Annotated in this window: 22 protein-coding genes; 12 read left to right on the top strand and 10 right to left on the bottom strand. The window is 43.9% G+C overall.

What is annotated here, in order from left to right; genetic code table 11:
* The first annotated feature begins 166 nt into the window (after window positions 1-166).
* The 3 genes from desA to QFZ77_RS24105 all read left to right on the top strand — a co-directional run bounded on the left by desA (window position 167) and on the right by QFZ77_RS24105 (window position 3,033).
* Entirely contained in the window at window positions 167-1,222 is a 1,056-nt protein-coding gene (gene desA / locus QFZ77_RS24115) for a Delta(5) desaturase DesA (RefSeq protein WP_307443250.1), read from the top strand.
* Between the two features lie 78 nt (window positions 1,223-1,300).
* The gene (locus QFZ77_RS24110; protein WP_307443249.1) at window positions 1,301-2,437 is read left to right on the top strand and encodes a sensor histidine kinase; all 1,137 of its coding nucleotides are present in this window, start codon (window positions 1,301-1,303) and stop codon (window positions 2,435-2,437) included.
* Window positions 2,434-3,033 carry a response regulator transcription factor gene (locus QFZ77_RS24105; RefSeq protein WP_029197103.1) on the top strand — a complete coding sequence of 200 codons (600 nt, stop codon included), beginning with the start codon at window positions 2,434-2,436 and terminating at the stop codon, window positions 3,031-3,033. Before QFZ77_RS24110 ends, QFZ77_RS24105 begins: the two co-directional genes overlap by 4 nt.
* 78 nt (window positions 3,034-3,111) lie before the next feature.
* Here QFZ77_RS24105 and QFZ77_RS24100 read toward each other — a convergent pair whose 3' ends face one another.
* Both QFZ77_RS24100 and QFZ77_RS24095 read right to left on the bottom strand, forming a co-directional pair.
* Window positions 3,112-3,654 (bottom strand): NADPH-dependent FMN reductase, encoded by a 543-nt coding sequence (locus QFZ77_RS24100; RefSeq protein WP_307443247.1) that lies wholly within the window; start codon window positions 3,652-3,654, stop codon window positions 3,112-3,114.
* Window positions 3,655-3,788: 134 nt separating this feature from the next.
* A complete protein-coding gene (locus QFZ77_RS24095; protein ID WP_307443246.1) occupies window positions 3,789-4,169 on the bottom strand; it encodes a hypothetical protein in 381 nt (126 codons plus the stop codon).
* A 153-nt stretch (window positions 4,170-4,322) separates the two neighbouring features.
* Here QFZ77_RS24095 and QFZ77_RS24090 point away from each other — a divergent pair, with 153 nt between their 5' ends.
* The 3 genes from QFZ77_RS24090 (at window position 4,323) to QFZ77_RS24080 (ending at window position 7,139) form a co-directional block, all read left to right on the top strand.
* On the top strand, window positions 4,323-4,664 hold the full coding sequence (locus QFZ77_RS24090; protein ID WP_307443245.1) for a zinc ribbon domain-containing protein YjdM: 342 nt from the start codon (window positions 4,323-4,325) through the stop codon (window positions 4,662-4,664).
* A 234-nt stretch (window positions 4,665-4,898) separates the two neighbouring features.
* Window positions 4,899-5,879: an aldo/keto reductase gene (locus QFZ77_RS24085; RefSeq protein WP_307443244.1), complete on the top strand. Its 981-nt coding sequence runs from the start codon at window positions 4,899-4,901 to the stop codon at window positions 5,877-5,879.
* Window positions 5,880-6,212: 333 nt separating this feature from the next.
* Window positions 6,213-7,139 carry a hypothetical protein gene (locus tag QFZ77_RS24080; RefSeq protein WP_307443243.1) on the top strand — a complete coding sequence of 309 codons (927 nt, stop codon included), beginning with the start codon at window positions 6,213-6,215 and terminating at the stop codon, window positions 7,137-7,139.
* A gap of 49 nt (window positions 7,140-7,188) precedes the next feature.
* Here the strand turns inward: QFZ77_RS24080 and QFZ77_RS24075 are convergent, their stop codons facing one another.
* The gene (locus tag QFZ77_RS24075) at window positions 7,189-8,709 is read right to left on the bottom strand and encodes a response regulator (protein WP_307443241.1); all 1,521 of its coding nucleotides are present in this window, start codon (window positions 8,707-8,709) and stop codon (window positions 7,189-7,191) included.
* On the bottom strand, window positions 8,706-10,442 hold the full coding sequence (locus QFZ77_RS24070; RefSeq protein ID WP_307449804.1) for a sensor histidine kinase: 1,737 nt from the start codon (window positions 10,440-10,442) through the stop codon (window positions 8,706-8,708). Before QFZ77_RS24070 ends, QFZ77_RS24075 begins: the two co-directional genes overlap by 4 nt.
* Before the next feature lie 171 nt (window positions 10,443-10,613).
* Between QFZ77_RS24070 and QFZ77_RS24065 the strand changes: the two genes are divergently transcribed.
* The 4 genes from QFZ77_RS24065 to QFZ77_RS24050 all read left to right on the top strand — a co-directional run bounded on the left by QFZ77_RS24065 (window position 10,614) and on the right by QFZ77_RS24050 (window position 14,791).
* On the top strand, window positions 10,614-11,519 hold the full coding sequence (locus tag QFZ77_RS24065; RefSeq protein ID WP_307443240.1) for an ABC transporter permease: 906 nt from the start codon (window positions 10,614-10,616) through the stop codon (window positions 11,517-11,519).
* 12 nt (window positions 11,520-11,531) lie between these two features.
* Window positions 11,532-12,467 (top strand): carbohydrate ABC transporter permease, encoded by a 936-nt coding sequence (locus QFZ77_RS24060; protein WP_307443238.1) that lies wholly within the window; start codon window positions 11,532-11,534, stop codon window positions 12,465-12,467.
* Between the two features lie 97 nt (window positions 12,468-12,564).
* Window positions 12,565-14,271, top strand: a complete 1,707-nt coding sequence (locus tag QFZ77_RS24055; protein ID WP_307443236.1) for an ABC transporter substrate-binding protein — start codon at window positions 12,565-12,567, stop codon at window positions 14,269-14,271.
* Between the two features lie 100 nt (window positions 14,272-14,371).
* A complete protein-coding gene (locus tag QFZ77_RS24050) occupies window positions 14,372-14,791 on the top strand; it encodes a phytanoyl-CoA dioxygenase family protein (protein WP_307443235.1) in 420 nt (139 codons plus the stop codon).
* A 149-nt stretch (window positions 14,792-14,940) separates the two neighbouring features.
* Here QFZ77_RS24050 and QFZ77_RS24045 read toward each other — a convergent pair whose 3' ends face one another.
* The 4 genes from QFZ77_RS24045 to QFZ77_RS24030 all read right to left on the bottom strand — a co-directional run bounded on the left by QFZ77_RS24045 (window position 14,941) and on the right by QFZ77_RS24030 (window position 18,305).
* The gene (locus QFZ77_RS24045; protein WP_307449187.1) at window positions 14,941-15,837 is read right to left on the bottom strand and encodes an IS3 family transposase; all 897 of its coding nucleotides are present in this window, start codon (window positions 15,835-15,837) and stop codon (window positions 14,941-14,943) included.
* Window positions 15,816-16,499, bottom strand: coding sequence for a helix-turn-helix domain-containing protein (locus tag QFZ77_RS24040; protein ID WP_307435529.1), 684 nt, complete (start codon window positions 16,497-16,499; stop codon window positions 15,816-15,818). Before QFZ77_RS24040 ends, QFZ77_RS24045 begins: the two co-directional genes overlap by 22 nt.
* Before the next feature lie 98 nt (window positions 16,500-16,597).
* Window positions 16,598-16,987 (bottom strand): PaaI family thioesterase, encoded by a 390-nt coding sequence (locus QFZ77_RS24035; protein ID WP_307449800.1) that lies wholly within the window; start codon window positions 16,985-16,987, stop codon window positions 16,598-16,600.
* A 256-nt stretch (window positions 16,988-17,243) separates the two neighbouring features.
* Complete coding sequence (locus QFZ77_RS24030) at window positions 17,244-18,305, bottom strand: LLM class flavin-dependent oxidoreductase (protein ID WP_307449797.1); 1,062 nt, start codon at window positions 18,303-18,305, stop codon at window positions 17,244-17,246.
* Between the two features lie 171 nt (window positions 18,306-18,476).
* Between QFZ77_RS24030 and QFZ77_RS24025 the strand changes: the two genes are divergently transcribed.
* Window positions 18,477-18,851, top strand: a complete 375-nt coding sequence (locus QFZ77_RS24025) for a winged helix-turn-helix transcriptional regulator (RefSeq protein ID WP_307443233.1) — start codon at window positions 18,477-18,479, stop codon at window positions 18,849-18,851.
* A 75-nt stretch (window positions 18,852-18,926) separates the two neighbouring features.
* Here QFZ77_RS24025 and QFZ77_RS24020 read toward each other — a convergent pair whose 3' ends face one another.
* Both QFZ77_RS24020 and QFZ77_RS24015 read right to left on the bottom strand, forming a co-directional pair.
* On the bottom strand, window positions 18,927-20,012 hold the full coding sequence (locus QFZ77_RS24020; RefSeq protein ID WP_373462648.1) for an SDR family oxidoreductase: 1,086 nt from the start codon (window positions 20,010-20,012) through the stop codon (window positions 18,927-18,929).
* A 316-nt stretch (window positions 20,013-20,328) separates the two neighbouring features.
* The gene (locus tag QFZ77_RS24015) at window positions 20,329-20,886 is read right to left on the bottom strand and encodes an NADPH-dependent FMN reductase (RefSeq protein WP_307443231.1); all 558 of its coding nucleotides are present in this window, start codon (window positions 20,884-20,886) and stop codon (window positions 20,329-20,331) included.
* 810 nt (window positions 20,887-21,696) lie between these two features.
* Here QFZ77_RS24015 and QFZ77_RS24010 point away from each other — a divergent pair.
* Window positions 21,697-25,395, top strand: coding sequence for an FIMAH domain-containing protein (locus QFZ77_RS24010; protein WP_307443229.1), 3,699 nt, complete (start codon window positions 21,697-21,699; stop codon window positions 25,393-25,395).
* Window positions 25,396-25,512 lie beyond the last annotated feature (117 nt).

Raw genomic sequence — 25,512 nt, 5'->3', positions numbered from 1 at the left:
ACGAAGTAGCGGCACTTTTTTACTATAGGACATGACATTTGTCATACCCGCTACTTGACGTTTATGACTACAACGAAATGAAAGCGATATCTATAATGAAGATAGGATATTGCGACTTACGTTCGACAACATGACTCGCTTACCATACCCGAGGAGGAACTATACAATGACCCAATCTACGCTATCCAATTTAAAAAAACAGGTTGCCCCTTATGAAAAATCAAATACGAAGGCGAGTGTTAAACAGCTACTCAACACCTTAGGACCTTTATTGCTGCTGTGGTATGCTGCGTATCTAAGCCTATCTGTCTCTTATTGGATAACGTTACCGATTACGTTCATTGCTTCCGGGTTCGTTATAAGGACTTTTATCATTTTCCATGATTGTTGTCATCAATCGTTCTTCAAAAGCCGCCGAGCTAACGAAATCATCGGTACGATAACGGGTATCCTTACGCTCTTTCCGTATCAACAGTGGAAGAACAGTCATTCCATTCATCATGCAACGAGCAGTAACCTCGAGAAACGCGGCACAGGTGATATGTGGGTTCTTACTGTCGATGAATATGCGGCTTCTCCATTATTGCGTAAAGTTGCTTATCGATTATATCGGAATCCATTTATTATGTTTGGTCTTGGCCCCATCTTTTTATTCCTATTTACTAACCGTGTTAATACAAAAGGTGCGAAGCGTAAGGAAAGAATCAGTACTTACTTGACTAATGTTTCCATCATCATGTTATATGCATTTATGTGTTGGGCAATTGGATGGCAGTCGTTTGTTATGATCCAAGCTCCGCTTGTTTTTGTAGCCGGCTTGTTGGGGATCTGGCTGTTCTATGTACAGCATCAGTTTGAGGATTCCTACTTTGAGAACGAAGATGAGTGGAGTTATGTGAAAGCCGCGGTAGATGGAAGCTCCTATTACAAGCTGCCCAAGCTTTTGCAATGGATAACCGGTAATATTGGGTTTCATCATGTGCATCATTTGAGTCCGAAAGTGCCAAATTATAACTTGGAGAAGGCGCATAATGCAACTCCTCCGCTGCAAAAAGCAACGACGATTACAATTAGCACAAGTCTGCAATCATTACGTTTCCGTCTTTGGGACGAGCAGAACAAAACGTTTGTCGGTTATAAAAATAAAAAACAGGTGCTCCCTAACCAAGATAAGCAAGATTCTTTGGGGAACAACTTAAAAGTCCGTAAATCGGTCATTTAAGGAAAATAATCCTGTCAATTCATGTTTATGTTAAAATAGAATGAAATCAATGACGAAGAAAAAGAGGGTAAAGAGACCATGCAAAAGTGGCATCAGATTTTTCACAAAAAAACAGGTCTTAGTCCATATGTATGGGTTGTCTTTTATATCCTCCCTTTTTATTTCATATTTCGTTCTTCTGCCACTTACCAAATTGTATTAGGCACCAGCATGATTATTGTATTCTTTATTTGCTACGTGCTTTCTTTTGTCTCTAAAGGCTGGCTCATGTACTTCTGGTCGAGTGTACAAATTCTGATTTCAATCACGATGACCTTATTGTTTAGCTATGTTTATTTCTCACTGTTTTTAGCATTTTTTATTGGCAATATTCAAAATCGAGCCGGATTTATTACGTTGTACACCATTCATCTAGTAAGCACAATTGTAACGATCAACTATGGATTTGTATCCCAAAATCCTGTATATATTACACAGCTGCCGTTTGTCCTTATTAACGTGATTGGCGTTATTCTCCTTCCAGTCACTACATACAACCGAAACAGGAGTGATAAACTGCAGGGACAGCTAGAGGACGCAAATAAACGAATTTCCGAGCTGGTAAAGTTGGAAGAACGCCAAAGAATAGCTCGCGACTTACACGATACACTTGGTCAGAAGCTCTCATTAATTGGCTTAAAGAGTGATTTGGCGGGGAAATTAATTAGCAAAAACCCGACGCAAGCACAAATTGAAATCAATGATGTTCGGCAGACGGCTAGAAGTGCATTAAAGGAAGTTCGGGAAATGGTCACGCAAATGCGAGGTACTAGACTCGAGGATGAGATGTTTCGCGTTAAGCAGATTTTGAAGGCTGCAGAAATCGACCTCATTTTGGAAGGGGACCCTCAGTTAACGAACACCTCCCTGATGAACGAGAATGTGGTGAGTATGTGCTTAAAGGAAGCCATTACCAATATAATTAAACATAGCAGCGCTTCAACCTGTTCGATCTCCATTGAGCCATCACAAACCGATTTGGTTATCAAAGTGGGGGACAATGGGGTCGGCATGGCCAAAGAATCCGTTGTCTTACTTGGAAATGGACTGCGCGGCATGAAAGAGCGGCTTGAGTTTGTGAACGGATGCATGGAAATTGTTTCAAACATTGGAACGACGATCGTTATCAAAGTGCCGAATGCCTTCAAACCACCGGAAAGGGAGGCGGGGATATGATTCGAATTGTAATTGCTGAGGACCAACGAATGCTGCTTGGCGCACTTGCTTCCTTGCTCGATTTGGAAGAAGATATGCAGGTCGTTGGTACAGCAAGCAATGGAGAGGACGCTGTGAGGCTGGTTCATCTTCATAAGCCAGATATTTGTATCATGGATATTGAGATGCCAGTTAAGAGCGGATTAGACGCGGCTGAGGAACTAAAGGGATTTGGCTGCAAGGTGATGATACTGACTACATTTGCCCGTTCTGGATATTTTGAAAGGGCTGTGAAAGCAGGTGCCAACGGTTATTTGTTGAAAGATAGCCCGAGTGAGGAACTCGCTACTTCGATTCGCAGTATCATGGCTGGCCGCCGCATCTATGCCTCAGAGTTAGTAGATGACGCATATGGGGAAGAAAATCCTTTGACCGAGCGGGAGAAGGAAGTGCTGATCCTTATCGCCGACGGTAAAAATACGAAGGAAATCGCCGATCAAATGTATATAACAACGGGTACCGTCCGCAACTATATTTCTGTAATCCTTGATAAACTCAATGTAAGCAATCGTATTGAGGCTATTATGCGTTTTAAAGAAAAGGGATGGTTCAAGTGACCAAAGAGAGCTTCGAGAAATCGGAGCTCTTTTGATTTTATGAGGAAAAAATATCAGCAATAAGAGGGCGAATTTTAATTATGAACAAGCCTCTACAAGACTTTCAAGCAGGGAACTTAAACCATTCTCGGTTTTAGCATCAGTAATGACGCCCTCTTTATTAAGTTTTAAGTTAATGTGGGGGATCATCATGGTTCCTCTCTCAACAATTTTGGCATTGATCATGTTCAGCGTAAGCAGAATGGAATCGTGCGCCTTGTCACCGCCCATTGGAGTGGGAGACGCGGTGACTACCGCTGTCGGTTTATTCATAAACTGACCTGAAGATACTAACCAGTCTAGTGCATTTTTCAAAACCCCAGGTACTCCATTCCCATACTCTGGTGTGCAGATAAGAACAGCATCGGCTTCGTTTAGTCGTGTGCGCAGCTGAAGGACCGATGCAGGTCCATCATCAACGTCAAGATCGGGGTTGAAATGCGGTAGATCACCTAAACCGTTATATACAGTAAAGCTCATATTTTCACGGGCTAGTCCTATGATAGCGTGCATAAGTGCCGTATTAGAAGACTTTTGGCGAAGACTTCCTGAAATTGCTAACACTTTTATTGTTTTCTCCATCCGAAATCATCTCATTTCTTTCGTTGTTTCCTTTATCTTACATTGTACGATAGTCAAAAGTAAAACAACACAAAACATAAAAAGAGCATCAGCCGCAGTCTGCTCGTTTATGTTTTTCAGCTGAAATGCTGAAACTATTTTATTCTTATTAAACTTCGTTGAAGCACCGTGTCTCCTACTTGCGGAGTAAAGGGTGCATTCGTAACACCAGTTACATTCGTTACTAACTTGTGATCATTGTGCTGTGTAATACGAACCTCATATTTAAACCTTACCTTTGACACGTCTGCAAACAAGAAAACCGATTTATTAGATGCAACCGTTACCGTACATTTTTTGGTGTTGCAAGGACTTACCTTCGAGGGAATTGGTGATCCATTAGACCAGTCAAATACTTGTACCGTTACCCTGCGGGAGCACCCTTTATTGAAGTTAACGACATCGACAAGGGCAAACTTCGTTTTATTTGGTCTCCGTAAAATACCAGTTGAGAATGTAACTCGCTTTGCAATCATCCTATCACTTCTCCTTCCTTTATTAATACAGTAAATGCAAAAGCTGCAAGTGTGTTTGTACATTTGTACGTTACGAAGGAAGGAGGAAGGGTTGTTAAAATGGGAAGACTATGGCAGTATATAAGCATATAACGAATGGGGGAAATGAGATTAATGCTAGATTTACCAAATTGTCCAAAATGTCAATCAGCGTACACGTACGAAGATGGGAATCTATTGATTTGCCCAGAATGCGCGCATGAGTGGACGTTAGAATTGGAAACGGAAGATCGTGCCGATAACAAAATTGTTAAAGATGCCAATGGAAATGTTTTAAATGACGGTGATACTGTTACGGTAATCAAGGACCTTAAAGTAAAAGGAAGTTCATCCGTCATAAAAATAGGTACAAAAGTTAAAAATATACGTTTGGTTGATGGAGATCATGATATTGATTGCAAAATTGATGATTTCGGAGCTATGAAATTAAAATCCGAATTTGTTAAAAAGGTATAAGCTCGAAAGTCGCGCTAGTCGCGGCTTTTTTTATTTTTTCAGGCTATCTTTTTATCAAAAATAGTACTAACATTTAGGTGAGTAGATTACCCTAAGCCAACTATGTTAAGGAAAAGTGCGTACTTCTGAAGCATCCCAGATTCAGGTATGATTAGGTTGTTGAAATGAATAAGTGGATGAGTCACTTCACGATGGAAACGTGCTTTGCTCTATAAACTAATGGAGGCGATAAAGATGAAATATAGTTACTTAGGTCGTTCGGGATTAAAAGTTAGTAAATTGTGCCTTGGAACCATGAACTTCGGTGTAGATACAGAGGAAAAAGAAGCTTTTCGAATCATGGATGCTGCATTGGATGCTGGAATCAATTTTTTTGATACGGCAAATATTTATGGTTGGGGAGAGAATGCGGGGCGTACCGAGGAAATTATAGGTCGTTGGTTCGCACAAGGCGGTGGACGAAGAGAGAAGACGATACTAGCTACGAAGTTCTATGGGGACATGTATGATGTGAACGACGGACCTAACCGGGAAGGCGGGCTTTCCGCTTACAAGCTTCGCCGACACTTGGACGCGTCATTACGCCGCCTACAAACGGATCATATTGAGCTCTATCAAATGCACCATGTGGATCGCAATGTATCTTGGGATGAGCTGTGGGAAGCTTTTCAAGTTCCAGTGTACCAAGGGAAAATTGGCTATGTAGGATCTAGTAACTTTGCGGGTCGTGATTTGGTGAAAGCGCAATATGAAGCCAAAGCTCGTCATCTTATTGGTCTTGTATCCGAACAGCACAAATACAGCTTGCTCTGCAGACTGCCTGAACTTGAAGTGCTGCCAGCGGCTGAGGAACTTGGAATTGGTGTAATAGCATGGAGCCCGCTAGATGGCGGACTGCTAGGCGGCAATGCTTTGAAGCCGATTGAGGGCTCTAAACGAGCGAGTAACCCTGAGAGGGTAGAGAAGTTTCGTACACAGTTGGAGGCTTTCTCGACTTTAAGCAAGGAGCTTGGTGAAAGTGAAGCGAATGTGGCGTTGGCATGGACGCTGGTTCACCCAGCTATGACAGCACCGATTATTGGACCGCGTACACTTGAACAATTTCAAAATACACTGCGTGTTGTTGATATTGTACTGGATGAATCAACGCTACAGAAACTAGATGAAATCTTCCCGGGTCCAGGAGGAGCAGCTCCGCAGGCATATGCTTGGTAAAAGGTAAGAAAAAAAACGTTTCACTCAAAATTTGAAATGCACCCCTTAGGATAAACATTGGAAAATCGATTCCGATGAGTTCTAAGGGGTGCATTTTTTATGTAAGCATAAGCAGCTAAAAGTTGGAATTAAAAATTTTGTTTTTGTTAGAACAATGGGGAACTTCCCGTTATAAACCTTGACACATGTTGGTTCATGGGGGAAAATGTGTTTAATTCCACAAAAAAATAAATATATTTATTTATAAACGTCACAATCCCACATTAAACAGCTTACTTTACCGAATGAAAATCTCTTAAGGAATCATCTACCCGACTATCAGGAGGAACTCGTTTGCTTCGATTGATTTTATTTTACCTGCCCATGGGTGCTTCAGCTTTGCTTGCTTCACTTACTCACGTCATTATCAGCGGAGTGCTTGCACGCTCGCCACACCCTGATCTCACCATAAGCGGTTATGCGCTTGCACTCAGTTTGTCATTTATCCTGGAACAGGCTATCGCTCCACTCCGGCAAACCAGCGCCAAATATGTGAAGGATCAACACTCATTTAGGGAAATGGTGCGTATGATCGTTACGATTGTTGGCATCATTGCCTTATTTAACGCTCTGATTGCATGGACGCCGCTTGGCCGGCTGTTGTTCCACTATGTTTTCGGGGCTCAAGACAGCTTGTTGGATGCTACAGTCAACGCTTATCAAATCTTGATGTTCGTCAACGTGTTTTCAGCTGCCCGCAGCTTGTACCAGGGCATTATAATCCAACATCTGTTGACCAAATGGATGACGATCGGCATTCTGATACGCTTATTCGTCATGGGTCTTATGTCATGGGCTATGGTCTCCTGGAATCTAACTAACGACAGCAGGTACGGAGCGTTGCTGTTCTTGGCAGGGATGGCCATCGAGAGCGCGGTTGCTTGTTTCGAAGGTCATTCGCTTGCCAGACGGTTGCCTGACAAGCTGCCTTCCCACCCGATTGTGCTCATCATTAGATCGGCGGTCTATCCCTGGATCGACTATTTGAACGGGCTTGCTATGTATCATGGCGTAAATAAGACAATCGCTTACAGCAAATTCGGCAATGTGATTTTGTCAGTGACGATACTTTTCCTTCTTGTGGACTACAATCCTGGGCTTAATGGTCTGATCGCTGGGATTACGAGTTCCGTCGTCATCATGTTCGAGCTCAGTTTGTCCGTATATTTGTTCCGTAAAGCTGTACAGCGGAAAACGCCTACTATTGAAGCGGCGTTATAAGCAGATGGATTCTGAATCTGGATATCGAAATGGAAGAGGCTTAGGAATTTCATACGGAAGAATTTCCAAGGCGGTATTGCCCGGGCGTGATGTTTTCGAATTTTTTAAACACTTTGAAAAAATGCCGCGGATTTTCATAACCTACAAGCTCCGCAATGGTGTTGATCGGCCATTCCGGATTCTCTTGCATGATTTGCTTGGCTTTGGTCAGTCGGAACGTATGCAAGTAGTGAAGAAAGGTTAGTCCCATCTCTTTGCGAAACAACATGCTGATGTAATTGGGATGCATTTGCACATGATCCGCAACGGCATCGAGCGATAGATCCAGCTTGTAATTTTGTTCCACGAAAGCAACGATTTTATCGATTGCCTGTGTGTGCGGCTGATGGCGATCGGTGCTGCGTGCATAGCGAATTAATTGTGCGATGATCTCCGATACACTGATATTCTCAAGCGGGGTGCTGCTGGGCGAAAATAGTTTGTTTGCCGCGTGTTCACCCCAAATGGATTCAGGCGTCAGGCCAACACTTTGCAAATAGACACCAACACAGATAAGAAACTGCTCACGCAGTTTCTTATTGCAATCTGCATGGCCTGAGAAAGGAGGCAGTATGGACTGGATGTCCTTCTCAATCTGCTCGATCGAAATCTGTTGGGCTAGCGAATGTTCAATATATTGAACAAGATTATCATAGTCACTATGTATGTTCTCTGACTCTGGTCTATATATCGTCAAACTGGTATTTGAAAAGTACCGATTAAATAACATTGCAGCCATTGCTTCTATATACAGATCACGCAAATTATCATTATCGTTCTTCCTCACACTGAGCCCAATGCAATATCCGCTGCCCAGTATTCTTTTCGTATCGAACAACTCGCCACATGCACGCTGAAACTCTTCGTCTGTCGGTACATGCACACCGTTCGCAATGAGGACCGTTTGCCTTAAGAAACGGGAATGAACGGTGTACGTTTTCTTGCAAACGTGCGACAGAAGGGCACAAACACCTTCCAGACGTTCGGCCGTCAAAAGGGGAACACTCTCGTATGCCTGGAATACAATAATCGTCGTATATGGATAGGGAAGTAGGGTGTGCAGCTGCTCAGGCTTGAGCGGCATGTCCTCAATTGGCGTATTGTAAAGGATATGTTCTTTGAGAAGCAGTAGGTCATGCTCAATGGTTTGATGCTGTTCCTCCATAATTGTTCGCTCAACTCTTGTGAGTACAGTGAGTAGTTCTTCTTTATTAATCGGCTTCAACAAATAATCGATGACTTGATAGCGCAGAGCTTGTCTAGCATATGCGAAATCGCCATAACCGGTTAAAATAATGAAGCGATTGCAAAGGTTCAGAGCTTGTATTTCTTTAATAAGAGCGAGACCGTCCATTTCCGGCATATGAATATCTGTAAGGATCAGGTCGGGCTGAAAATAGGCTAGCTTTTGCACCGCATCAACGCCGTCGGCAGCGCCGACGATCTCGGTAAACGATGTATTCGCTTTCTGGATCATGCGGATAATCCCATTTAAAATGATAGGCTCATCATCGACAACCATCAGCTTCATTGTGTTGCCCCCTTTGCTAACTTGAGTATACATGTCGTCCCCTCGTTAAGCTTACTCTCCATTTGAATACCCGAACGTTCACCAAAAAACATTTTCACTCTTTCGTTTACATTGAAAATACCGAGACCCCCGCCATCCGTCTGTAAGAGATGGACATCCATTTTACCGTTTAAGACGCCTTGGATGAGCACAAGTCTTTCTTCCTCAATACCTGCACCAGAATCCTCAACGGCAATGAACATAAACGCGGAATCTTCCCAAATGCGGATCGAAAGCGAGCCTTGTTTTCTTACATTCGCGATCCCGTGAACAATGCAGTTTTCAATAATTGGCTGCAGCATATAGTGGGGACAAATAAAGTTATCGATAACAGCGTCTATATCGAAAGATACTTGAAGCCGATCAGCCAGCCGAATTTGCTGGATTTTGATATAGTCTTGTACATTTTCAACTTCTTCTCTCAGCGAAGTATCGCTTTTCGTTCCCGAAAGGCTGTAGCGAAATAGTTTGCCAAGTGTATAGGACATCTCAGCTGCTTCTGGATCATCGTTCGCTTCCGCAATCATGCGAATCGATTCGAGGGTATTGTACAGGAAATGGGGCTTGATTTGCGCCTGCATCATGAGATAGGCTGATTCCTTCCGCAGCATTTCCGAACGGTGTACCGTATTTACCAGCTCATCCATACGCCTGATCATCGCATTATAAGCGGAGGTCAGGTGCCCGACCTCATCCTTATTAATTTCTCCGTGATAGAGCGGGAAATGGTTTTCGTCAACCTGACGCATATGTTTGGAAAGCTTCAAAATGCGCTTCGTAATTGAACTGGCGATCAGATAGTAAATGCCGGAAAGTAGTAATAAAAGGATGGACACGGTTAATACGAGTACGTACTTGTTTTTTTTGATGCCAATAAAGACGTCGTCAACTTGCTCAATCATGACAAACTGCAGCTTAAGGCTTTCGGCATAAAACGATTCAATTAGCATTTTATTTCCATTAACCTGCTGATACGAGTATTTTGCGTTCGATTGGAAGACATCGGCAAATAAAGCCTGTTCTGAATCCTGAGATAAGGGGACTTTTTCCACAAGAGAAATGACTTGGTGATCCTGATCAAGCACATATAAATTGCTTCTATTGTTCAAATTTAGCGATTCTAACAAAGGTTTAATTAATTTCGAAGTAACTTTGATATCGAGAAGACCGATATCCTGTTCAAAATTCCGGTTTCCGATTTTATGGACAAAATGTAGGTTGATGTCTGGATTCGACCCGTTTTTTATCGTAATCCATTTTCCAACCCCTAGCGGGAGTTTCTTGATGCTCTCGTCCAACTTGGATTCGTCCATCTTGGCCATTTCAGGCCGAAATATCATACCATTCTGCTGCTCCATATAGATGGTCATTCCGTCGATCAGTCGATTGGATGACAAAATATAAGAGAATAGGGGTCTGATATAGGTTAAAAAGTTAGATACCTGATCGAAATCGGTCCGGTAGTTCCCACTTAAATAAGCAATGGTATTCGAATTATTTTGAAATAATTGATAAGCGGATTCGATCTGCACTGTACTTACATTTAAGTTGTTAAGCACCTGATTAACAATTTTCTGCCTTCCTTGGGCGTACTCTTCGAGAAAACTGTTGTAGTTCTGGTTATACAGAAACAGGCCGAACGAAATAATCGGAATGAAGATGATAACGATATAGCCTATCGCCATTTTTTTCACAATCGACAAGTTTTGAAAGTTAATCGTTGGCTTTGTTATGACTCACACCACCTTATGAACGGACACTACTGCTTAAGAATGATCCCTATAAATTTAATTCTAGCTCCTTTATCATAGATCCTGTAAGCGCTTAATATTAACTTTTACGTAAATGCAGTGAGGGGGAGTATCATGAGTATAGCACTTAGAATGGTAAAGAAAAACTGGCAACTCTATCTGATTATCTTGCCGTCACTCGTATATTTGATTATTTTTAAATACGTACCTATGGCTGGCGTGCAGATTGCTTTTAAAAATTATATGGTTACCAAAGGGATATGGGGAAGCGATTGGATTGGTTTTAAGCACTTTGTAGACTTTTTCCATTTGCCCATTTTTTGGAGGGTTATCAAGAACACATCGCTGCTTAGCCTTTACTCGCTTCTTATCGGGTTTCCGGCGCCGATTATACTCGCTCTTGCACTGAACGAACTGAAAAACGGGGTTTTCAAGCGCGCCGTACAGCTGGTCACATTCGCGCCGTACTTTATTTCAACGGTCATCATGGTTTCGATTATTATGCTTTTCCTTTCCCCGCAGCTTGGCTTCATCCATCTCTTGGCGGATAAGTTCGGGTTTCCAGCGGAAAATTTGATGTCAAAGCCGGAATATTTCAAAACCGTGTATGTACTTTCCGACGTTTGGCAGTTTACGGGATATGCCTCGGTCATTTACATTGCCGCTCTAGCAGGGGTGGATCCGCATTTGTATGAAGCGGCCAAGGTGGATGGCGCGTCCCGTTTTCAGCGGATGATTCATATCGATTTGCCAAGCTTAATGCCGACAGCCGTCATCCTGCTCATTCTGAATGCAGGGCAAATCATGAACGTTGGATTCGAGAAGGTGTACCTGATGCAAAATGCGATTAATGTTGGGGCGTCTGAGGTTATTTCCACCTATGTTTACAAAATGGGCTTGGTAGGAGCGAATTTTAGTTTCTCCGCAGCAGTCGGACTGTTTAATTCCATCGTTAATTTGCTGCTGCTCATTGTGGTCAACTATGTGGCAAGAAAAAATTCTGAGACGAGTTTGTGGTAGGAGGTAGAAATTATGGCTAATCCCGAACAGACACTGATGCTAGAAGTGCGAAAGTCACCTACCCGCATTCTTGAAAATAGTGTGGACAGATTGTATTTGTTCTTTGTCTATTTGTTTTTGATCCTATGTTTGATTATTGTAGCTTATCCGCTCATCTACATTATTAGTTCATCATTCAGCTCGTCATCAGCTGTTATTTCAGGCAAGGTTTGGCTGTTCCCGGTTGAACCAACCCTTCGTGGCTACCAAGCTGTGTTTCAAAATCCGCAAATCTTGACGGGGTACGGCAACTCTTTGTTCTATCTCTTCTTCGGGACACTGCTTAGCGTAACGCTAACGATAACGGCCGCATATCCGCTTTCACGAAAAAACTTTTATGGACGCAACGTCATTACTGCACTATTTGTTTTTACGATGCTGTTCAGTGGGGGATTAATTCCTTATTATTTGACCGTGAAAGGGATGGGCTTGCTCGATACGAGAGGGGCGATGATTATTCCAGGCGCAATTTCGGTATGGCAAGTCATTCTGGCGAGAACGTTTTTCCAGACATCGATTCCTTCTGAACTAACGGAGGCCGCACATTTGGATGGATGCAGCGACTTCAAGTTTTTATTTCGTATCGTGATTCCACTTTCCAAACCCATCATTGCCGTACTAGTGCTCATGTACGCTATCGGCTATTGGAATTCGTATTTTGAAGCATTAATTTTCTTGAAATCGGCTAATCTGTATCCGCTTCAGCTCATTCTACGGAACATTCTAATTCTGAATTCGATCGATCCTACGATGATTAAAGATGTCAGAGAACTTGCGGAAAGACAAGGCTTGAAGGAGCTGCTTAAATATTCGCTGATCGTCGTCGCAAGCGCACCCGTTCTTATTCTGTATCCTTTTGTACAAAGACATTTTGTAAAGGGGTTATTGATTGGTTCTCTGAAAGGTTGAATCTAGTTAGATATTGAAAGGAGGGATGCGAGGCACGAACAGATCAGGTTTGCCCCCAAGGATTGATTATCTTTAAAAAACAGGGAGGGTTTTGAATATGGTAAGTAAAGGAACCAGAAAAACATGGTTATCGGTGGTCCTGATTTTATTCATCACTTCGCTTGTAATCGGCTGTACGTCCAATAGTGATGAGCCGAAGGATAGCACTAGCCCTGATGGGGGTGGAAGCGTAAACGGGGGAGCGAACGTTAATGCAATAGGCTTTCCTATCGCCAAAAATAAAATTACGATGAGTGCTTTCGCGCCGCAATCGGCTAATATTGCAGATTTGAATACGAATTGGTTTACCAAGTATTTGGAAGAAAAGACGAATATTCATTTGAACTGGCAGCTTGTGCCGGGAGAAACAGCGGCATTGAATGAGAAGAAGCAGCTGCTGCTCGCCAGCGGCGACTATCCCGATATTTTCATGCAAGGGAATCTAACGAAAGAGGAGCAGCTGCTGTACGGGCAACAAGGCGTCTTGATTCCATTAAACAAGTTAATCGATCAATACGCACCGAACATTAAGAAAGCGTTTAAAGATATTTCGTATTTGGAGAAGGCGATCACTGCGCCAGATGGAAATATTTATGCGATCCCTTCCGTAAATGAATGCTATCACTGCCAGTTTTCAGCCAAAATGTGGGTGAACACGAAATGGTTGCAAAAGCTCGGTCTTAGCGCGCCGAAGACAACTGACGATTTCTATAACATGCTCAAAGCGTTTAAGGAGAAGGATCCAAATGGCAATGGCAAGGCAGACGAAATTGCGTTCACGGGTTCACCGACAGGTTGGCATACGGATGTTGAGACGTTCGTGATGAACGCGTTCGTCTATTACAATGCGGATAACAACTATTTCATGATGAGCGGCGGCAAGCTGGCAACATCGGTCGACCAACCAGGCTTCAAAAAAGGTTTGCAATTTTTGAATAAACTGTATGCGGAAGGCTTAATTGATAAAGAAGCATTTACACAAAAATCCGATGCGCTTACCCAAAAAGGGAATAGCCCGGATACGGCGATCGCCGGCGCTATTCCTGCAGGCTGGTTTGGTGAATTTACGGATGCATCGCCGGCAGCAACACGCCACAAAGACTATGATCCGATCGCGCCGCTTACAGGACCGGACGGAGCCTCATTCACAGCACACTACATCGGCATCGGAAACTCGGTTTTTGCAATAACGAATAAAAATAAAAATCCGGAAGCGGCCATTCGTCTAGCCGATTATCTGTACTCAGAAGAGGGGACGACAACGTCCAACTCTGGGGAAGAAGGCCGTAACTGGGTGAAGGCGGAAGCGAACGATAAAAACACGCGCGGAACTGCAGCCAAGTTCAAGGTTAAGGAAACGTCTTACGGGGTAGGTCAGGTGCAGAACGATCATTGGAATCAAATGGGACCGAACCTTCGTTCAGCCGAATATCGCGAAACTTCGTATGCAGCCAGCCAGGAAATCTATACGATGGATGGCTTGGAAACCCGCTTGTACAAGGCCACCAAGGAATTGTACGAGGGGCATCAACCGAAAGAAGAGTTCCCTACGGATATTTTCTTGACGAACGACCAGGCCAATCAAGTGAAACAGTTGAAGCCGATTATTACGGATTACGTCAAACAGTCCATGCTGCAATTCATCATGGGGGCCAAAAGCATCGACAAAGATTGGGACGCTTACGTGAAAGGCCTTAAAGATTCCGGCATGGATCAATTTATCAAAATCTATCAGGATGCCTACGACAAAGTGTATAAAAAATAAGTAATTGCGTTTGCTATTATGAGTTTGCAAAGAACCTTCAAACCTACAGTGGGTTGAAGGTTCTTTATCCGTTGAGACTTAATAATGGAAGGTGATAGAGATGGCGGTAGAAAATAAAAGCGGATATTTAACTAAACAACAAATTGAATTTTATAATGAGGAAGGTTACATCGTACTTGATCGTTTACTATCAAATGATGAATTAGCGCCAGCGCAAGAAGCGATGACGTATAAGGTTTCAATGATTGCCGATGAATTGTTTCGTGACGGACTAATTGAGGATAAATTGGTTGAACGCCCGTTTAAATATCGACTAGCGGAACTTTTTGAACATTTAACCGCTGAAGAATTTTTGAAATACGGGCGTAGTTGGCGTGACCGGATAACTGGTTATTTTCATTTAATGAGCAATGGTAAAATTCTTAATGCCGTCGAATCTTTGATGAGCCGTCATACTCCCAATCTCCCTCGTAACGATGTAAAACATCGATGCAGCAATCGTAATGCTACCTCAACTTGAATCTAACGATGAAATACATCATTGCAGCAAAAGTGGCTGTGCAAAAAGTCGCCGAAGATGACTGTGAGATAGGCTTTATGACAAAACAAGAGGCTGTCCCCAAAGTGAACTGCACCCCGTCAAGTAGACAGTACAAAAAATTAAAAATTCTAAGCGGTCTTGGTCCTAAATTCCATTGGACTAAGGCCGTTTAATTTCGCCTGTAATCGTTCATTATTGTAAAAATAGATGTAGGTATCAATGTCTTTCTTCAGATCCTCAAAGGTAGTGTATGAACGCAAATAATACCTCTCACATTTAAGAATTCCCCAGAATGCTTCCATGGGACCATTATCAATGCACCTGCCAACCCGGGACATGCTCTGGGTGAGTTTCTCGCCAAATAACCTCTTAAATTTTAAAGAGGTGTACTGAAAGCCCCGATCACTATGAAGCATCGGTTTGCTTCCTGGTGTCGCTCGTAAGGCCAATTTGACGGTTTGGAATACAAGACTATTGTTGTTGGAGTGTCCCAAAACATAGGAGACTACAGTGTTATCATGGAGATCTAGAATGGCGCTGAGATAGGCCTTCTGGCCATTGCCGTATTTCAACTCCGTTACATCTGTCAACCACTTTTCGTTTGGGGACTCTGCGTGGAACTCACGTTTTAACAGATTCTGGGCAATATGTTGAGGCGTGGAATGTGTATGTTTCTTTCTCTTTCTGCGAATAACCGATTGGATTCTTGCCAGCTTCATAAGGCGATACACACGTTTGTGGTTAATCCGCTGCTTGGTTTGTCGACGCAAATGAAGGGTTAGTCGCCGGTATCCGTAAATGCCACCAACTTTCTCATGCAGGAAAAGCAAAGCCTCTATAAGCCCCTCATTTTCTTGTTCACGCAAACTAGGTTTGTGGTTGAGCCATTTGTAATAGCTTGACCGTGGGACCTCGGCAATCTCACACAGCAGCTGTAGACTAAACGTATCTTCCTGCTGGATGGACTGGATAGCCAGGTAAACATGTTCCTGTCGGTGCCCGCTTAACGTCGCCTCCTTTGCAATTCCTGTAACTTTTTTAAGAATGCATTCTCCGCTCTAAGTCGTTCATTTTCATACTCCAGCTTCTTCATTGCGAGCTTCTGGTGATCCGCTTCGTTTAACGTTTCCGTCGTTGCCTTTTTCCGTCCCCGACCGTCTTTTAATGAATCCTGTCCACCATCTTCGTACTTTTTTACCCACTGGAACACTTGATGGTAGGAGACCTGATACTGCTCCGCGGCTTTCCGGTAGTCATGCTGATGTGTAAGACAGTAGAGTACAATATCGATTCGTTCCTGCCATGTTGTAGATCGACCTTTTGTCATAGCTCTTGCTCCCTTGTTATCTGGTTTAAAGCTGCTATGACCATTATACTTGTCAATCCAACGTTTGAGTTGGGTACGACTAGCAATTTTGTACTTATCGATGATTTCGTATTGAGAATATTGACCTGAGAAATAATCGTGAACAGCTCGAAGCTTAAGTTCCACGGAATAGCTACTTTTACCACTTCGGATTTCTAATCCTTCCATCCCGTACAATTCATACCGATGTCGCCATTTCACTAAGGTATTGATACTGATGTTGTACCTCTGGGCAACTTCCGCCCGATTACCAGTGCCTTCTTCCCATTCTTTAATAACCGCTAATTTCTCTATAGCGTTATATTGATTCTTTTTGGACAAAGAAAACTCCCCTTCAAGTAGCGGTTTGTTTATTTAACCTGTCTACTTAAAGGGGAGCATATCAAAGTGAGACAGCCTCTTCATTATTATTAAGCAAATCATTTTTTGTCAAGGATCGCGACCGTACAGCGAGAAATACATATGAGTTGGTTATTCTCATCGGAAATTTTAATTTCCCAAACCATTGTTTTCCTGCCTTTGTGCAAAGGAGTTGCAACAGCTGTTACGATACCATCTTTCTTACTTTTGAGGTGATTGGCGTTAATTTCAAGTCCTACAGCTGCATGTTTTTCTTTATTGATATTAATTTCAGAAGCGATAGAAGCTGCGGTCTCAGCCAATAGGACAGAAGCCCCTCCATGTAAAATCCCTGCTGGTTGGTGTGTGGCCGGTCCAACTGGCATCGTCATCACAACGCGATCGGGAGTTAGCTCTACAATTTCAATGCCTAGCGTACGGATAGCGGTATTCTGACTTCTTTCTTTCATAAACGCAATAAAGGAATCTTTTTCCATGCCGTAGGACTGATAAATTTCTTCGGATACGATCATAACCAAAACCTCCATAGGTCTAGAAAATTTTAAGAAACCTTCCGTCAACACCAGAACATCTTCGGACAAATCGACAATGATCATACAAAGTAGGAGCTGTATTTATTTTATGTCCAACGTTACAAACATAGGCTCATATTCTCTGTCGGAATAGGCGATGGAGGGGCTTAGCACAGCTCATTTATTTCTTTGACTAGCTTCGGGCAAGCTCCTGTCGTACAATTGGCGCAACCCTAGTGCCGAGCAGTTCGATTGACCGCATGACCTCACGGTGCGGCATTGTTCCGACATTTACATGTAGGAAGAAACGAGTTATTCCCAAATTTTTACGCAGTAGAATGATCTTTTCTGCAACGTATTCAGGATCGCCGACATAAAGAGCGCCACGAATACTACGTGCGGCATCAAAAGTACCGCGGTTGTAATTCTGCCCCCAACCCCGCTCACGTCCGATGACGTTCATTTGGGCCTGCGTTGAAGGGAAGAATAAATCGGCAGTTTGTTCCGTAGTTTCTCCGACAAATCCGTGCGAGTGCGTCGCAATGGACAGCTTGATAGGATCGTGCCCAGCCTTCATGGCAACCTCTTTGTAGAGTGCAACTAAGGGAGCAAAACTCTCGGGCATTCCGCCGATAATAGCGAATACGATCGGTAGACCCAGCATTCCTGCCCGAACAGCGGATTGTGCATTCCCGCCGCTTGCGATCCACACAGGCAATGGGTTCTGAACGGACCGGGGATAGACACCGAGGTTATGGATGGCGGGACGATGACCGCCGCGCCAGGATACCTTTTCGGAAGATCTGATCGCAAGCAGCAGTTCCAGCTTTTCGTCGAACAATTCGTCATAATGATCCAGACTATATCCGAAAAGCGGAAAGGATTCAATGAACGAACCCCGGCCCGCCATAATTTCGGCCCGGCCGTTTGATATGCCGTCAAGGGTAGAGAAAGCTTGATACACGCGAACCGGGTCGTCTGAGGACAGCACGGTTACGGCGCTCGTGAGCCTTATCCGCTTAGTCATGGCAGCTGCTGCAGCCAGAACAACAGCAGGCGAGGTGCCTGCGTAATCGGTACGATGGTGCTCTCCAATGCCATAGACATCAAGCCCGACCTGATCGGCTAGTACGATTTCTTCAACCGCATTGCGTAATCGCTCGGCATGGCTGATGACCTCTCCTGTCACTGGGTCTGGTGTCGTCTCCAAGAAAGTACTTATTCCTATTTCTATGTTAGTTGCCATATCGGCCATCATGTTTCGCCTCCTTCATTATCTATATTAACTCATTTATTTATGGTTTCTCAAATTTAGTAAGAGAAGAGAGGGACAACGAATACATTAGAACGAATGTTAAAATACTTAGAGCTTGCACCTGCGAGCTTGAGACGGTATCGTAAAGGGTAGGGAGGCGATGCAAATCCTATGCTGGAACCGGGGAAAACATATAATACGGCAGTAGAAGTAACGCTCGAGGTGATCGGAGGCAAGTGGAAGCCAGTCATTTTGTTCCATCTCACGTTCGGTACGAAACGCAACGGTGAGCTGATGAGCTTGATGCCAACGGTTACACAAAAAGTGCTAACCCAGCAGCTGCGAGAACTTGAGGAGGATGGGGTTGTTACCCGGATTTCATATAACCAGGTGCCGCCAAAAGTCGAGTATGAGCTGACCGAGTATGGCTGGAGCTTGAAGGAACTTCTTCATATCATGTGCAGATGGGGAGATAGGCATGTTGAGCGTGTGTACGGTGATAAGGTCAAGATCGTGGAAAGTTCACCACGCTTGAATGGAATATAATCAGTAATAAGACAGAAACCGGTCTCTGGAATTCAGAGGCCAGTTTCTTGTGTTAGGTCATGGAATAACTTTGCGTTAACGCAAATCCTCGAAGATGCTCAGGAACATTGCTTCTGTATCAATGAACTCGTGAAAGCCGAAACGACGCGCTTTCGTACCGTCAGCAAAAAAGTCGTAATCCCAAGAAAAAACAAAGTCACCGAACCGCCAGGAAGAAACGTCACTATAGCTGTTATCCACCAACCCATGCTTCTTCACCATAGTGTTCCATAACGACTCCTTGTCGGCCATGACTACATCCAGTGACATCTGCAGCGGAGGTGCTGTCTCTAGTCCGAAATATGCGGCAATCTTTGGCCAAAGCTCGTTCCACCGGAAGAGATCTCCGTTCGTGATGTTGAACGCCTGATTCGCGCAACGTTCATCTGTCGCTGCCCAGACGGTGGCTTTGGCCAACAATCCCGCGTCGGTCATTTCCAGAAGGCTGTTGTAGGCTCCCGGCTTACCGGGAAAACGGAGCGGCAACCCAAGTTCCTTTGACATGGAAGCATAGATTGCGATAACCATTGCTAGGTTCATTGGATTGCCCAATGCATATCCACATACGACGGAAGGCCGAAGCGCCGACCAGGTCCAGTTGCTGCCTTTCTGTCGATTTTCAAGGAATTGTTGTTGGTCGACATTAAACTCAGGCGGCATGTGATAGGCATCTGTTTCACGAGCTGGTGTCTTGAAGGGACCGAGGTGCGCACCATATACTTTGTAGCCCTGCATGAGACTGATATGCTGGAGGTATGGAGAGATTGGCTCGATCGCATTGACGATGTTGACGAGCATGGCTAAGTTTGGGGGGACCAATTCGGCCCAGGTAGGACGGTCTTGATAAGCAGCATAGAAGATATGTGTGACTTCTGTTAGACTTCCAAGTTTGTCACGGATATCATTTTCATTAAGTAAGTCGACGGCTATATAGCGGACTCGGTTGTTCGACTCCCCACCCCGCCGTGACACACCAATGATATCCCAGTCGTGAAGCTGCTCCAGATATGCGATAAGATTTCTTCCAATAACGCCGTTAGCTCCGACAACAAGAGCGGTTTTGTGTGGTGTGGCTTCTTTTGTTTCCATAAAATATCCTCTCCTACTCCGTGGTGGTTTCATGATCATTGTGCACTTTGGCGTGTTGAATGAAAAGTACGCACTTTGAAGTCATATAGTTACTTAGAAGTAATATAAGGCAGAATATGGTAATATATGGATGAGGTTTATTGAAGAGGAGTTGTTTTTTTGGTGGAATCCACAATTAATTCAAAATATGCTTTATTCGGTTGGTGAATACCCTATTATCTTATTTAATTTGGGCTGAGATCGAAGAGTATAAGCGTAATCGCAACTCAAAATAGTGATTTAACAATCAAAAAAGCTGGATTAGGCGAACCCTATCCAGCTTATTTTTCTTATTCGATTGGTTGGAGTGTTAGCGCAACGTTTTTAATGCGCCGCTCCAGGCGACGACTTGATCGAACAGTGTGTTGGCGGCTGCTTCCTGATGAGGTGCGGGCTTCACAACGCTGTAGTTTTCAAAATCCGTAAAGAGCGAAAGGGTGACCTGAGCACGTACGTCAGCCACATGCAGCTCACCTAAGATGAGTCTCAGGTTTTCTGCCGCACGAGCCCCGCCAGTGCCACCGCCATAACTAACGATACCTGCCGCCTTATCTTTCCATTCATTGAAAAGAAAGTCAATGGCGTTTTTGAGGGCGCCGGAGACCGCATGATTATACTCGGGTGTTATGAAAACATAGCCATCATACGAATGGATTGCTTTCGACCAAGCCACCGTATGCGGCTTTGTATATTGAGCCAACATAGGCGGCTTTGGTTCATCATATAGCGGTAAATTGAAATCAGCAATATCCACGATTTCGTATTCAGCATCACTGCGTTTTTGTGCGATCTCGAGAACCCATCGAGCGACTGCTTCACCTCTGCGTCCTGGACGCGTGCTGCCAATAATGATTCCGATTTTTAGCATTGTTATTTCCTCCGTTATGTTGACTTTATTTTTTATTGCATTCTGAAATTTAGTTCCAATAACCCCCTTCCGTTTTATACCCAAGGAAAATCTTAACAGACAACTTCATTACATTTCAAACGAAACAACCGTTATAACCAAAGTTTCCTAAGATCTTAGGATGAACTAAAGTCGTCGTATGACATGTACAGTGTTTATACATAAACCTATATATCCAAATACCAAAGAACATAGGGTGAAGAAATAAGGCATAAGCGTAATGATCGCATTTGGCTATCGTGTGCATGAACCGCGTGAAACAACAAGACGAACCATGGAACAAGCTGCCGAGTGGGTTTTCTGATACCTCTCAATGTGAAATTACAATATTGAGAATAAGATAAGGATGCGTTGAACGTTCAATTTAAGCCGATAATTTACTATCGGGGAGGTTGAGCGTTTTGCTTTGCTTGCTGTTTACGAGATCAGCGGCATGGTAAAATCGTAAAAAATTCCATGTGTATCATAAATTAACTAATACAGAAATTTCATCGATTCATTATGATGGTAATTGAAAGCGTTTACCAGTCTCGCAAAAATGAGGAAAGAAGGGGTTCGTTTTGTTAAGAAGTTTAGTCTGATTTTATCTGTCATTAGCAGAATCGTTTTTTTTATTCGGGATCGAGTGACATGTTCACATTTACTTCCCAGATGACCGTCCCTCGCCTTCATGCCGATTAAGCGCGGAAAACGCGCTTAATCGGACACCTCCGAACAAATAGGCGCGGAAACCGTAAACGTTTAATATTACGAAAATAAGGAGGCTTTCAAATGTTTAAGCAACAGGTTCAAAAAAAGATAGTAAGCTTAGTTCTTTCATTTGCACTTGCTTTTTCGTTTATTAATCTGTCCGCTCATCCAGCATCAACGGTTCATGCAAATACGCCAGATACCAATACACTCAACTCTTCGGTAATGGAAGCTGTTTATTTTCCTGCAGAAACGGGTTCAGTCAATCTGTTGGATCCCTCTCGTTTTACACCACAAGCAGGTGTGAATCTAAAGGTAAGTTCAGAAGCTGCTGATCATCCAGGAGTAGACGCTTTGCGATCGGGAGGCAGCGGCTACTGGCGTAATTCAAGCTCAAATGTCTATAAGAGTAACTATTCGCCATCCTCACTGGCATTGACCCTTGACTTGGGCGTTCCAAAAACGATTGATAAACTTTACCTTGAATTACCCAACACAATTGCAAATATCCAAAGCAATGCGACAAGATTTGAGGTTTATTACACAAATGACTCTAATTCTTGGGCAAGTGCTCCCACCGCCTCCGACACAGCAAACAATTATAATTGGAAGGCAAACGGCTGGACGCTAGCCGGCGGGACGGAAACGGAAGGTTTATGGTCTTATGTCACTTACAACGGACAACAATGGGGCTATGATACCAAGACATTCTTGTATCCGTTTACAGCACGGTATGTGATGATCAACACGCTACTTGTTGGACCCAGCGATAAGCGCGCGAATGATACCAGTTCAACGATGGGGATATCCGGCTTGGCTATCTACGGCAAAGATTCGGTATCTAACACAACCGCATTGGTACCTGCTAAGGATACCTACAGCACATGGGATCAGGTTGCACCTATATCTACAAATATAAGCCTTGCGAGTGGACAGACGCTTACGAGCATTACCAAAGGCGATACTGCGCTTCGTCCGAATATCGATTACTCGTTAACTGGCAGCACAGTTACATTCTCTCTTCCATACCTTGCCAAACTGCCACTTGGTACGAATGAATTCAACTTTCATTTTAACAGCGGAAACCCATCCATATTTGCATTGGACGTAATTGCCCGCGGTTATGGTGCGAATGACAAGACGATCAAGATGAACGCAATTGAAGGCGTATCTCCTTATAACATTTTAGGCGGCGCAATGGGGACGGACGAGCCGGTAGAAGGCGTTACCAAAAGAATAAGAGACGCTTACCACGAATTTTACGGTGATCAGACTAAGGCGACTGCGGCCGACGACCATATTAAAAGCATTTGGGACAGTACCTTGCAAAAAAATGTATTCAAGGTCATTGCGAACGGCAGAGGCTTGAATAATGAATTCCTTGATAAGATTCGCGACGGTGAGTATGGCCACAAAGGTGTTTTTGATCGGAATTTAGGCTATGTGGTTGACGGTGCAGCTATCACGGACAGGCAGCGGGTTGAAATTCGCCCCAGTGAAGATTCAAACGGCGATTTTGTAGCCTATGAAGGCGACTTGGTTTCCTATGAATGGCTCTGGAATATTCCGGACGGCAATCAGTGGAATCAATCAAACTTCAGACATATTTTCCAGTTGAAGGCTGTGAATCGCCAAGCGCCTGATACTTTACCGGGTGGAAACAACGGCGGTGAAAACGGTGCTTATATCATGGCTATGTCGATTTCGGGAACGAACAGCAGGGATCTGGTCGTGAATCATAACCGATATGACGGCGATAAGACCATGATGAGAATTCCGTTAAAAGAAATCGACGGCCACTGGATTAAGGTTGAACTTAACGCGCTTATTTCGGATAGCGGCTGGTTCACAATTAAGATAACGGATAGGGTAACCGGTAAGGTATACACTTATGACAGCCCGGATGTTTATCAAGTGTTCACAAACAAAGGCGCAAGTGACGGTATGAAAGATATATGGAGAAGACCGGAAAGAGTCGGCGGCTTCGAGACGGAATATCCAGCTGCATTTGATCAATATTTGCGTCCCAAATGGGGCATTTACCGCAGCTCTGCTAACGGAACCAACTCTGCCTATGACGCTTCGCTTCAACTTGCTGACATAACTATAAGAAAGGTGGCATCAGGTTTATCATCAGTAAACATTGCCCTTAATAAAAAAGCGTATAACCTAAGCAGGGCAGCAGGTGCCAACCCAATCCAGATGCAATCTGCTATGGCTAACGAATACGGTAATGCAAACAAACTGACCAATGGTGTACTGGAAGATCCGACAAAATGGAATGTTACCAACGTCACCAGTCTGAATCAAATCGGAAATTATTCATGGCTGGGTACTGACGGAGAGAGAAAAGGCAGTTTCGTCATTGACCTTGGCCAGGCTATGGATTTTAGCCAATTAAGACTATTTGCAAAATCCAACAGGTTAAAAGGTGCAACTGTTTATGTATCTGATGATTTTGGAAACCATACATCGGCTGTTGAATTTGACGCAATGACGTTTAAACAAGTGGATAGACAGACTGCTCAAGGTTATACGTATGCAACTGGCAACAATAATGGAGGCACTGATTCTGAAGATGGTTCCTATCCAATTAACCTTGGTAAGACCTATCATTCCAGATATATCAAGGTAATGGTAGAGAACGCATCAGGCGGTAATTCCGGCACGGATCTAACAGGACCTCCACGTCTTACACAGGTTCAAGTGTTCAATGCACCAACTCCTCCACAGAATCTTACAATTGAAGCAAATGAGTTAGCTAAAAATCTGAAATGGGATACTAATGATTTAAGCGAAGGTTACGCAATTTATAATGGAGTAATTGTACTTGCTGACTTACCGGTAACCGCAACAAGCTATACTTTACCAAGCAGCATAACCGATGTGTCCAAAGTCGCCGTTAGATCAAAAGGAACAGACCCGAATTCCCGTAAGTTAATGATATCGGCACCGACCTTGGTGGTAGATCCGCAAGATGTTACACCTCCTAAAACGGAAGTGCGGATCGAGCCGTCGCTGCGGAATGGCTGGCTGAACAAGGATGGGTCAGTCGCACTGACGGCGCTTGACTATCTCTCCGCTGTAGTGAAAACGGAATACGAGGTAGGGGATAACACGGAATGGCAAACCTATGCTGGGTCAATCGCTTTCAAGAACGAAGGCGTGTATCGGCTGCAGTTCCGCTCGGTTGACGCTGCGGGTAACATCGAGCAAACAAAGGAGCTAAGCGTCCAGATCGACAAAACGAAGCCGGTCTTTGTTCTGACGGCAAACGGGGAACCGCTTGCGGAAAATGCTGTTTTCTCCGACGACCGTTCGATTGCGCTGCTCTTGAATGCGAACGATGCATTGTCCGGCTTAGAGAGCCAGGAACTCGCCCTGGACGGAAAGCGTTTGGAAAACGGCGCTTCCGTAGATTTGACCGGCAATCTTGGCCTCCATACGCTGAAGATCGTTATCACCGATCTGGCCGGCAATAAGACGGATGAAACTGTTAGCTTTACCATTGCAGCCACCCCCGAAGGACTGTCCAACTTGATTGACCGCTATGCCAAAGCAGGTGAATTGAAAGGGCCCCTGATTAACCAATTGCGCAACAGCCTGGACCAGGCGCTGTATCAATTGGGCAAAGGCGACAAAGACAAAGCGCTTAAACATATGCAGGATTTCCTGAAGCATCTGAATAATATGTCGATGACAGATAACGTCTCCGAAACAGTGAAGTCCATCCTCACGGCTGATGCCAAAGCTTTGATCGAAATTTGGTCCGCAAAATAAAGAGCATTTACGTATTATATGCAAAAGCATCCGGCCATCCTTGGAGGCCGGATGCTTTTTTATGGTCAATTCATCAAGAGGCGGATTTGGCTTGGGTAAAGGATAACATACCGAATG

The sequence above is a fragment of the Paenibacillus sp. V4I3 genome (assembly GCF_030817215.1).
Lineage (GTDB): Bacteria > Bacillota > Bacilli > Paenibacillales > NBRC-103111 > Paenibacillus_E.
This window is presented reverse-complemented; position numbering and strand designations above follow the sequence as displayed.